The 9,837-nt window shown below is 39.2% G+C and carries 13 protein-coding genes; 3 read left to right on the top strand and 10 right to left on the bottom strand.

From position 1 onward, the window contains the following. The first annotated feature begins 116 nt into the window (after positions 1 to 116). Positions 117 to 1,331 carry an MFS transporter gene (locus tag H5158_RS08015; RefSeq protein ID WP_182739805.1) on the top strand — a complete coding sequence of 405 codons (1,215 nt, stop codon included), beginning with the start codon at positions 117 to 119 and terminating at the stop codon, positions 1,329 to 1,331. An 8-nt stretch (positions 1,332 to 1,339) separates the two neighbouring features. Here H5158_RS08015 and H5158_RS08020 read toward each other — a convergent pair whose 3' ends face one another. Next, positions 1,340 to 2,233, bottom strand: a complete 894-nt coding sequence (locus H5158_RS08020) for an AraC family transcriptional regulator (RefSeq protein WP_182739799.1) — start codon at positions 2,231 to 2,233, stop codon at positions 1,340 to 1,342. Positions 2,234 to 2,543: 310 nt separating this feature from the next. Between H5158_RS08020 and H5158_RS08025 the strand changes: the two genes are divergently transcribed. Next, positions 2,544 to 3,062, top strand: coding sequence for a carboxymuconolactone decarboxylase family protein (locus H5158_RS08025; protein ID WP_182718284.1), 519 nt, complete (start codon positions 2,544 to 2,546; stop codon positions 3,060 to 3,062). A gap of 28 nt (positions 3,063 to 3,090) precedes the next feature. On the opposite strand, the gene H5158_RS08030 is transcribed toward H5158_RS08025, so the two are convergent. The 8 genes from H5158_RS08030 to H5158_RS08065 form a co-directional block, all read right to left on the bottom strand. Next, on the bottom strand, positions 3,091 to 3,498 hold the full coding sequence (locus H5158_RS08030) for a GFA family protein (RefSeq protein ID WP_182718283.1): 408 nt from the start codon (positions 3,496 to 3,498) through the stop codon (positions 3,091 to 3,093). Positions 3,499 to 3,585: 87 nt separating this feature from the next. Next, positions 3,586 to 3,834 (bottom strand): TIGR03643 family protein, encoded by a 249-nt coding sequence (locus H5158_RS08035; RefSeq protein ID WP_145241233.1) that lies wholly within the window; start codon positions 3,832 to 3,834, stop codon positions 3,586 to 3,588. 50 nt (positions 3,835 to 3,884) lie between these two features. Continuing rightward, on the bottom strand, positions 3,885 to 4,262 hold the full coding sequence (locus H5158_RS08040; RefSeq protein ID WP_182718282.1) for a VOC family protein: 378 nt from the start codon (positions 4,260 to 4,262) through the stop codon (positions 3,885 to 3,887). An 83-nt stretch (positions 4,263 to 4,345) separates the two neighbouring features. Next, complete coding sequence (locus tag H5158_RS08045) at positions 4,346 to 5,341, bottom strand: fatty acid desaturase (protein ID WP_149981415.1); 996 nt, start codon at positions 5,339 to 5,341, stop codon at positions 4,346 to 4,348. Positions 5,342 to 5,904: 563 nt separating this feature from the next. Next, positions 5,905 to 6,420 carry a hypothetical protein gene (locus tag H5158_RS08050; protein ID WP_182739800.1) on the bottom strand — a complete coding sequence of 172 codons (516 nt, stop codon included), beginning with the start codon at positions 6,418 to 6,420 and terminating at the stop codon, positions 5,905 to 5,907. 315 nt (positions 6,421 to 6,735) lie between these two features. Beyond that, complete coding sequence (locus H5158_RS08055; RefSeq protein ID WP_182739801.1) at positions 6,736 to 7,035, bottom strand: type II toxin-antitoxin system RelE/ParE family toxin; 300 nt, start codon at positions 7,033 to 7,035, stop codon at positions 6,736 to 6,738. Further along, positions 7,023 to 7,280: a type II toxin-antitoxin system Phd/YefM family antitoxin gene (locus tag H5158_RS08060; protein WP_145241243.1), complete on the bottom strand. Its 258-nt coding sequence runs from the start codon at positions 7,278 to 7,280 to the stop codon at positions 7,023 to 7,025. Before H5158_RS08060 ends, H5158_RS08055 begins: the two co-directional genes overlap by 13 nt. Positions 7,281 to 7,734: 454 nt before the next feature. Continuing rightward, the gene (locus H5158_RS08065) at positions 7,735 to 8,100 is read right to left on the bottom strand and encodes a DUF413 domain-containing protein (RefSeq protein WP_182739802.1); all 366 of its coding nucleotides are present in this window, start codon (positions 8,098 to 8,100) and stop codon (positions 7,735 to 7,737) included. 66 nt (positions 8,101 to 8,166) lie between these two features. On the opposite strand from H5158_RS08065, the gene H5158_RS08070 reads away from it, so the two are divergent. Next, positions 8,167 to 9,347 (top strand): IS3 family transposase gene (locus H5158_RS08070; protein ID WP_182739803.1). Its coding sequence is split into 2 segments (ribosomal slippage): positions 8,167 to 8,425 and positions 8,425 to 9,347, totalling 1,182 coding nucleotides; the frame shifts between segments, so codons are not numbered across the junction. On the opposite strand, the gene H5158_RS08075 is transcribed toward H5158_RS08070, so the two are convergent. Further along, positions 9,340 to 9,591: a hypothetical protein gene (locus tag H5158_RS08075; RefSeq protein ID WP_182739804.1), complete on the bottom strand. Its 252-nt coding sequence runs from the start codon at positions 9,589 to 9,591 to the stop codon at positions 9,340 to 9,342. The genes H5158_RS08070 and H5158_RS08075 overlap by 8 nt on opposite strands. Between the last annotated feature and the right edge of the window lie 246 nt (positions 9,592 to 9,837).

The following is a 9,837-nucleotide window of genomic DNA, read 5'->3' on the forward strand; positions in this document are numbered from 1 at the left end:
ATTAACGGATGACTTTAAAAAGTGGGGTTAATTATTTTTTAATGAGCATCTATTCGTCCCATTTAATATCTACGTTACGAGTGCTGAGTTATAATTGCGCTCCCTCTTTCTTATTGATGATTTTAGTTTTGAACTCGACTGCCATTAAAAGAACTGCTTTTTCTTCTGCTATTTTAATTTTAGGCATTATCTTTATTGCCGCTAACTTACGCGCACCGGTTACAGGGATTGCTCCTGTGCTTGAGCAAATAATTTTGACCTTTAACTTAAGCCCTTCGCAAGCCGGTATGCTCACAACACTGCCGTTAATTGCCTTTGCTTTAGCCAGCCCGATGGCGGCAAGTCTTGCTAAAAAACAAGGCTTAGAAATATCACTGTTTATTGCGCTTATTCTGATTGGTTTGGGCTTGGCTTCGCGGCTAATTGACTCTATGCCAATGCTTTACTTAGGTACAGCAGTCATTGGCATCGGTATCGCAATTGGTAACGTACTGTTACCGAGCTTAATTAAACGCGACTTCCCGCATAAAGTGGCAGTGATGACCTCTACTTACGTACTAGCGATGGGAATTTTTGGTGGTAGTTATGCCGCGCTTATTATTCCGCTGGCTGAATATAAAAGTATCGGCTGGCAATTAGCCCTTGCTTGTTATGGCTTACTTACCCTAGTGAGTATTGTTATTTGGCTACCACAGTTAAAACTTCATACTAAGCCAACAAAAGATCTACTGGCGAGTGTCAACACCAACAAAGTATGGCACGAGGCGCTTGCGTGGCAGATTACCTTACTGCTGGGATTAAATTCATTTTTTACCTATATTATGATTAGTTGGTTGCCGAGCATTTTGCTTGAAGGTGGCCATACAGCTCAGCATGCGGGTGCGCTACAAGGTGCCTTTCAAGTAGCGTCTGCAGTGCCTGGCATTATCTTAATACCACTGCTGGCAAAGCTTAAAGATCAACGTATTTTAACCAGCTTGTTAGCACTAATAGCCGCAACATGCTCACTTGGGCTGCTCTATTTACCTGAGTTTGCCTCTTTGTGGGCAGTCACCTTAGGATTTTGCTCAGGCGCCTGCTTTATTTTAGGTTTATCGTTTATTAGCTTACGTACTCATGACACCCGTCAGGCTACATCACTTTCAGGCATGGCACAGTGCTTGGGCTATTTACTTGCCGCCTCTGGGCCGATTATCGCAGGCTCATTACATAGCTACTTTGGCAATTGGACAACCACCTTATGGTTATGTGCTTTTGCGAGTGCATTGTGCGCCGTATTTGGTTATTTAGGTGGACGTAATATCACCATGAGAAGTGACAGCAATACCTAACTACATGCCTAAATAAATGCATTGCTTAAACGCAATGCATTTATATCTTTAAGAGGAGGACGACCAAAAAATCGGGTGTACTCTCGGCTAAATTGTGAGGCGCTTTCATAGCCCACTTGCAAAGCAGCCGTATTCGCATCAAGGCGCTGATTCAGCATTAATTGCCTCGCCTCTTGTAAACGTAAATTCTTGATATATTGCAAAGGGCTGAGTTTAGTCACTTCTCGAAAGTGCTGGCGAAACGTTGATTCACTCATATGCGCCTCAACAGCTAAGTCAACTATCGAAAAATCATCTTTATAATTTTGTTTTAACCAATATAAAATTTTAGCTATTTTTTGACTAGCGGATCCTGCGGTTACTATTTGCCTTAATTGATAACTATGTGGGCTTTGTAATAACCGAAAAACAATCTCCTCTTGGATTAAAGGGGCGAGTTGCAAAAGCAGCTTAGGCTCGTTTAATAATTTAATCAGCCTATTTATAGCATCTAAAAGCCCCTCATCAGCATCGACTACCGACATAGCACATTGACGAGCTACATGATCTTGAGATGAAAAATCCATATTAGCAACTGCTTGACCTAAAACTTTACTGTCGATACATAAGTGCAACCCTAAAAAAGGTCGTTGTATAGACGCTGAAGTAATATGGCTTACAACTGGCACATCAACAGAGGCAACTAATGTTTGTCCTTCTGCATAATCATAAATATCTTCGCCCAAGATAACACGCTTGCCACCTTGCACAGTAATGCCTAAACCAAGCCCATAAACACATGGCATAGGCTCAGACACATTGCTGCGACGTACTAATTTAAGCGCATCTATCTGAGTGTTAAAAATACCATCGTGTGTAGCAATTGCTAACACGGATTCGGTTAAGGTCTGTTTACTAGTCATCGCGTTTTAATTTGATCTCATCATACTTTAATCAAAGCTTAGCACTAAGCACACTCATAAATATTAAAAACAATCACGATCTGTTGTTTTAGGCAAAAAACACATTGGTTTTAACAAACACATTTAGCCATTATCAGTAATAATAAATATTCGCTCAGGCATATTAATGCGCTGACAGGTTATCACTATAAAAACCCAAATAATTCACTTCTCTACGCACTATTTTAAACAGCAAATTAAGCAGCCTAAGGTAAAGCTTACCTACTGCGATATTTTTGCTTTTTAACAATTTAATTTTTAAAGAGACATTATGCTTAAAGTAAATAACCACACAAAATACCCGTTTGTTGCAGCTATTGCCGCACTTGCAGCAATGGGGGAGTTATATCGTCTAAAAAACTTGTTGAACGAAGCCTTAGATAAAGGACATACCATTGATGAGCTTAATAGTGCATTTTCTTATATGGTTACCTACATTGGTGTCCCTCGGTCGTTAAATAGCCTAAACGTGCTAAAACAAATATGTTTGCAAAGACAGCCAAATCGTACAGCATTGGTTGAGCAAGAAATTGAACACCTATCCACGACTAAAATAAACAGCGCCCAAAGCAGGCTTTCTCATCACTGTTACTTGGCAATAAAGCTGGGGGCATTGGCAGTGGAAGATAATTTTCAAGCTCTGCTTCAAGCCCATTTAGTTACATGTCTTGATTCGCAATTTGAAGCAGCACACATAAATGCCGTGATCAATTCACTGGCTATTAAAGCAGATATAAACGTAGCAATGCGCGCTAATTTATCTTTTGCAAAATTGTTAGAGCGCGCATAGTAGTAATATACATTACGAAATTAGACGCTTAAGGCACAGTATCAAAGCCAGTTATAGTGTTTAGCTCTTTTAACCAAGATGGGCTTGAACGACACCAAATTTGTGCTTTAGGAATAAGTTGCTCACGCTGCTCAATAGCCCCAATACGTAGGCCATAAATTTTATCGCCATCACCGACTGACGTTGCATACAAAGAGGTGCCGCAATTACCACAAAATCCCTGTGCACGCTTATTACCACTTTCGGCTGTTTTTATATATTCTTTCGGCGCAGCTGCAGTAAACGTAACCGCGTTAGGATGTGATATAACCACAGTGCGAAATGGGGAACTTGCGATAATTTGGCAATCAGTACAATGACAATTTATTACTTTATTTTCATCAACTTCAGCATGGTAAGTAACCTCACCACAATGACAACGTCCGGTAATTTGCATTTAAGATCCCTACATAGAATTTTAACTAACTAAAGTGGTATCACTTTACGCCAACTTCCCTTGTATTTTCAACAAACGTTTAGGTCATTAACGGTTTTTATACTGGGTTTTACAGTGGCTGCGCATAATAGCGGGATTGCGTAATTTTAAATGTTTTGTTGTACGGCCAGCATGGCGCTTGCGCCAGACTTTAAACGAACCCGATGAGATATTGTCGCGCATAAAACTAACTAACTGGGAATGATTTAAACCATAAAGGTTTTCAATGGCTTCAAATGGCGTGCGATCTTCCCATGCCATCTCGATAATTCTAGACACTTGGCTACTATCAAACATAACAGACTCTTCTACAAAATATCTTTATACCCGACATAGCAAGAATACGATCAATCTGTAACTTCAACTCGCCATGATGGATTCAGCCGATTACACCCCGCCCAATAAAGTTTAATTTTATTGCCTGATGGGTCTTTTAACACCGCTTCTCGCCATAAATAACGCTGCACGGTGATCACTGATTCAAACTCAAAGCCCTTAGCTTTTAAGGAGGCGACCCACTTTTCTAGTTCTGCGCTTTCAAAATATATAACCGCACCATTACTAAACACATCATCAGTTAATAATAAAGAAAATGTAGCTTTATTAGGGCACTCAAAGCGTGAGTAATGATCCGTTTTTACAATTTGTGTAAAGCCCATGGCCAGGTAAAATTGATTTGCTTTTTCGATGTCACAGACAGGTAAAGTGATTTGATTAAGGTTCATAGTCGTTACCTAAATATTGAGTTAGATAACGACTTTAAAACCTTAACTTAACTTGAGGTCAATTAGTAATTTGTATCTTGATATTAAGAAGCTTGATAGCGATTTGCTTGTTTGATGCTAGCAAAATCGTTAAAGCGAACACCGTGTTTTTTCATTACCTCAAGTACTTTCTTGCTGATCATTTGGCGTAAATAAAACGGTTGATTCGGCACAAAATGGTGGATCGTATGGGTATGGCCAAAGTTAAAACAAAACAAGTTAAACGGTGCGAACAAGCGACTCGTTAAAACATGCGTTTGCTCCAGCATGTTATTAACGCCGCCATAGTAATGCATTGATGAAGTCACAAAATTTAATGAACTTGAACGCACAATATTAGGCACAATCAACACCACCATTAAAAACTCAAACACCGCCATAATGTCCAGCAACAACGCCGGCGAATTAGCCGCAAGTGGGGTAAATAAATCAACTAAATGGAACACAATTACGCTATATAAAATAGCAAAGTACGCTGTGGTAACCGGAAACCCTGCGTTAAATACCTTAAAAAAGCTAAACCCTTTGATTTCCTTACTAAAACGTTTAGCGTTAATCAACAAGCCGAGTAAGCCATCAACAATTACCAACGCCCGTAACAATGGCTTTTTAATGCCATTACCCACTAAGCGCTCTTCTAAGTCTTGCTCAGTACCCGACACTTTATGATGATGTAAATGCATTTTACGGCGATACCATGGGCTAATAGTATTTGGGCGCATTAGCCACACTGTTAGCATCATAAAGTTATGTAGAAAAGGCTGGTTACTAAAATACTGTTTATGGATCAGGTCGTGTTCAAGCTCGTGGGAAATTGACGCAGCAATAGCAGCTAAAATAATACATAACCACGCGGGGATAATAGCAAAGTAATAAAGCGCACCAACCCCAATTAACGCACTGAGTGATAATAATAAAATAGCCATCCCGATAGTATTTTGATGGGCTAATAACGGGTGCTTTTGACGAAGCTTAGCTTCTTCAGCTTTAATAGCCTTAACAATGGCTTGAATATTTTCCTTAGCACTTAACGTGGTCATAAATAGCAACTGATAATCAAAGTTGCGCAAATGATACCCGAATAAATAAAAAGCTGCTAGAGCAACGAGCAACGAGCAACGAGCAACGAAAAAATAAAAGTGCCGTTAATTTAAGTCAAGCATGTTTTTTTAATTTAACTACAATTGGTTAAGTTAGCCGTAGCTAAATCGACTTAAATTAAAATAGCAGTCTTTTGACCTGTAAGAATTATTATGGCGACAGAGTGCCATGAACGGACGTTGCCGATCCTAATTGCTTGTTATTAGCATTTTAATTCTGGGATCCTGTTATATAAAGCTTCTCTTACTCTATCTTCTAGTTCAAACGCTTCAGCTTCCCACGGTTGATATTTAGAGCATGAGTAATTTGAATCACTAGCTGACAAGTTGGGATAGCTTTTGCCTTTTCAGAGACTATAACCTTCGCATGGTTCCGTCGGCAGGTCTTTCTTTTTGACTTTTATAATAAAATGCAAGATGCAAGACCTGATGCTGTTTTTCTTCGATATGGCGCGCGGGTTTGCAGTCTCAGCCCAAATTGTTGGGCGAACATAATCGACTTGTTAGAGTTTTTTTGCCAACTTATTATGAATTGCACTGTATGACGTCTCTAGTCTTTTTAAATGCTTACTGACATTTTTCCATTCCCAAACTAAAAAAGACCCAAACTCTGGATAAGTATCCTGCCACTCTTTTGCTTCCTTTTTATCTCTTGCATGAAGCGAAAACAACACGAAGTAATCTCCTTCAATAAAAATATTGAAATTGATTGTGCCCCAGCCATCTGCTGTATATCTATAGGTAGCACCATCACACTTATCTGGAACCAAATCATGTTTCTCAATGTAAACCTCCCCACCAGTGTCAGAGTAGTGGAGAGTCAAGTTGATATCTTTACACCTAAAGTCATTCTCAGATAGTTTGAAATTAGCATATTCATTCAAATCCTTCCGATTAGAAAAAATTTGTATTTCTTTATCGAAATCTGAATAAGCTTCGTAAATAAGAACATCATCTTCAAAGATAAGATTAAGAACCTTTGGTAGTTCTGAAATTGGAATTCCGTTTACAAGAGACATACAGAAAACTCTAACGAGGCTGTAGAATAACTCGTTTTTAATTTATTTTTATTGATGCATTAACCATAGCCCAGTTGCTATTTTGATTCAATCGACAACTGGCTTTCACGTAAAATATAAAAGACGATTTGCTGCTGTTTTAATTGGCGTTTTGGAAGGTCTGACAAGTGTTTGAGTGGCTTATTTTAGGCGGTAAGTGCCTAGCCTTATCAGTACATCGTGATTACAGGATATGAACCGCCCACTGCACTTACTGTAAATAATAAGCGCATATGGGTGATGTTGAAAGAGCTCAGGCTACCCGATTAGTGTAAGCTACATTTGCAACAAGAACTTACGTAAATCACGCTCTTGTCTCATTATGTGTAAAATAAAAATCTTATCATTGTCTATTTTGTAAAATATACGACAAGGATTAACTATCACTTCACGGTAATTCAGATTTGATAGTTCAATCGGTGTTTTCCCTGATTCAGGGAACTCTTCAAGGCGTTCAACTTTAGCAAAGATTTTCGCCACCAACTTTTTAGCTGACAGCAAGTTACTCAATGCAATATATTCAGCGATATCGTTTAGATCTTCCAGAGCAGGATTTGTCCAGATTATTTCAGCCATTTATTCATTTTCTCTTTAGCTTCAATATTAGACATAGTTTCTCCTCTACTTATTGCCTGCTCGCCTTTAGCTAACGCCTCAAGGATTTGCATACGTTTTTGCATGAATTCGAAGTCATCAACATCAACAAGATACGCTGACGGTTGCCCATGTTCGGTGATTAATACGGGCTCTTTAGTTAAATGCAGTTCAGATAATATTTTCGTCGCTTGGCGTTTCAATGTTGTTACTAACTCTACTCTCATAATAACCTCCACAAAAATGTATCACTATAGTAGCACTGAGTAAGCAATTTAGGAAACACGGCTAACGAGCATGTAGATTAAAATTAAACTAAACGAGACGACATATTCGATTGATGAAACCAGCCCCCTTGAGTAGTGCCATGATGAAGTTAACCGATGAATGTCTCGGCTCAGGCATACTGCTTCGCTCTACCTTCTAAATCCATTTGGTCGTAGTGCCCCAGCGACCCCAAAAGGATATGGGAAAAACCTGGCTGCGATGAGATCGCAATAATCTATTACTGCGTAACGCGCCTATATGTGTTTGCCGTAAGCAACTTGCTTAACAGCCACATCGACAGACGAAGTAAACGAATTTGTTTATTGATTTAAAATTGACCGTCCATTTATAAAAACGGTCAAAAAGAATACTAGTGCCTATTGACAGAGTTAAGGCTCATATGTGTTATATGCTCTATCTGGAAAAGAAAACATATTCACCTGACTCTATTGGTGGCCCTTGCCAACCCCAATCAACTTTTATTTTATCGTTGATAATACTTGGATTGTCTCTTTCAAATTTTAAACGACAAAGATACTTAAACCATACAGATTGAATTGAACCACCCTTATCACGATTGCTAAAATAAGAAAGCATTTCCTTCAAATTAAGTGCTCTGAAGCGCTGACACTCTTCTACAAATAGCTTTTGACCTTTGGTTTCAGGATTAATCTGATTTGACGCAAGAGCGCTTAACCATGCTCCATATTTATTAATAATTTCAAGCTCGGCAAGTGTAAACACCTCTGTTTTACATTGCATGCTATACTGTAGTGGCATAGTTAATTTGGCCACCCATTAAGAAAGAAATGTTATGCTAATAAGCATACAAATTTGGGTGAAAAAATGACGAAATTAAAACGCGCAACGTATTCTGCTGCAATCAAATTAGAAACAGCTCAGCTTGTAGTTGATCAAGGCTACACGCAAGAAGATGCAGCTAAAGCTATGGGGGTTGGTAAATCAACTGTAAGTAAGTGGGTAACTCAATTAAAGCAAGAACGGAATGGCCAGTCCCCATTGGCTTCACCAATGACGCCTGAACAAATTGAAATCCGCGAACTTAAAAAGCAAATCCAACGCATTGAATTAGAAAAGGATATATTAAAAAAGGCTACCGCTCTCTTGATGTCCGACTCCCTGAGCAATTCTCGTTAATTGAGAAATTAAATCAACGAGAGCGTTACCCAATCAGCGTGTTGTGTAGCGTATTCAATGTGCATCGCAGCAGCTATAAATATTGGGCCATACGGGATACAACATCGACACCAGAGCAAGTAAGGTTAGAAGCGGAAGTTAAAGTTATACATGCAATGAGTGGTGGTTCGGCTGGGGCACGGACAATCGCAGCAATTGCAACGAATAACGGTTTTGAATTAAGCCGTTATCGCGCCGCTAAGCTGATGGTTAAACTAAAACTAGAGAGCTGCCAAGTACCACAACATCAATATAAACGCGGTGGTAATGAGCACCTTGAAATCCCGAATTTTCTAGATAGACAGTTTGATGTTGTTGAGCCGGATACGGTGTGGTGCGGTGATGTGACGTATATTTGGATAGGCAATCGCTGGGCTTATTTAGCGGTCGTTGTTGATTTATTTGCACGCAAAGTCGTTGGTTGGGCAATGTCATTGTCGCCAGATACTAACTTAACGCTAAAAGCGCTTGAACTCGCGTATGAAAGCAGAGGAAAACCGACAGGACTGATGTTTCACTCAGACCAAGGAAGCCACTATACAAGCTTGAAGTATCGCCAACGTTTATGGCGCTATAAAATCACACAAAGCATGAGTCGGCGCGGAAATTGTTGGGATAATGCGCCAATGGAACGATTTTTTAGAAGCTTTAAAACGGAGTGGATGCCAAAAGTTGGATATGAAAACTTTGAAGAAGCTAAATATAGTGTGAGTGATTATATCAACGGATATTACAACAATGTTAGACCACATCATTATAATGCAGGTTTAGCACCAAATGAATCTGAGGTTAGATACCAAGATTCTAAAACTGTGGCCAAAATTAGTTGACCACTACATCAGGAAGCTTTATGACAACATGACCCGTAAGTTTAAGGACTATCTTCCCAAGTTGAGAAAATGACCAACCAAATTGGATATCACCGCTGTTTGTCTCTAAGAATTTTAGAACGTTGTTGTAGCACTCAACCTTCTTACTACCACTGAACGGCTCAATAGAAACTCGCTCAACCGTTGATATACCAAGTGAATTCAAGAATTCATAAGGCAAATCTTTTGGTATCAAATAATCCACAAAACCCTCCTTGCAGCCCTAACGAGGCTGTAGAATAACTCGTTTTTAATTTATTTTTATTGATGCATTAACCATAGCCGAGTTCCTATTTTGATTCAATCGGTTACTTCGATTTTACGTAAAATATAAAAAGAGGATTTGCTGTTGCTTTAATGGGCGTTTTGGAAGGTATGACAGGTGTTTAAGTGGCTTATTTGGAGAGGTAGCAGCTTACCTTTATTAATGCGTCCTGTTTTGCAGCTTTTC

It is taken from the genome of Pseudoalteromonas sp. SR45-6, from assembly GCF_014163545.1.
In the GTDB taxonomy this organism is placed as follows: Bacteria; Pseudomonadota; Gammaproteobacteria; order Enterobacterales; family Alteromonadaceae; genus Pseudoalteromonas; species Pseudoalteromonas rhizosphaerae.

Excerpts from the sequence above, each read along its gene's own strand:
- H5158_RS08050 (WP_182739800.1), bottom strand. The coding sequence starts at position 6,420 with ATGTCTCTTGTAAACGGAATTCCAATTTCAGAACTACCAAAGGTTCTT.
- H5158_RS08040 (WP_182718282.1), bottom strand. The coding sequence starts at position 4,262 with ATGAACCTTAATCAAATCACTTTACCTGTCTGTGACATCGAAAAAGCA.
- H5158_RS08015 (WP_182739805.1), top strand. The coding sequence starts at position 117 with ATGATTTTAGTTTTGAACTCGACTGCCATTAAAAGAACTGCTTTTTCT.
- H5158_RS08045 (WP_149981415.1), bottom strand. The coding sequence starts at position 5,341 with ATGACCACGTTAAGTGCTAAGGAAAATATTCAAGCCATTGTTAAGGCT.
- H5158_RS08065 (WP_182739802.1), bottom strand. The coding sequence starts at position 8,100 with ATGCCACTACAGTATAGCATGCAATGTAAAACAGAGGTGTTTACACTT.
- H5158_RS08055 (WP_182739801.1), bottom strand. The coding sequence starts at position 7,035 with ATGGCTGAAATAATCTGGACAAATCCTGCTCTGGAAGATCTAAACGAT.
- H5158_RS08025 (WP_182718284.1), top strand. The coding sequence starts at position 2,544 with ATGCTTAAAGTAAATAACCACACAAAATACCCGTTTGTTGCAGCTATT.
- H5158_RS08035 (WP_145241233.1), bottom strand. The coding sequence starts at position 3,834 with ATGTTTGATAGTAGCCAAGTGTCTAGAATTATCGAGATGGCATGGGAA.
- H5158_RS08020 (WP_182739799.1), bottom strand. The coding sequence starts at position 2,233 with ATGACTAGTAAACAGACCTTAACCGAATCCGTGTTAGCAATTGCTACA.
- H5158_RS08030 (WP_182718283.1), bottom strand. The coding sequence starts at position 3,498 with ATGCAAATTACCGGACGTTGTCATTGTGGTGAGGTTACTTACCATGCT.
- H5158_RS08060 (WP_145241243.1), bottom strand. The coding sequence starts at position 7,280 with ATGAGAGTAGAGTTAGTAACAACATTGAAACGCCAAGCGACGAAAATA.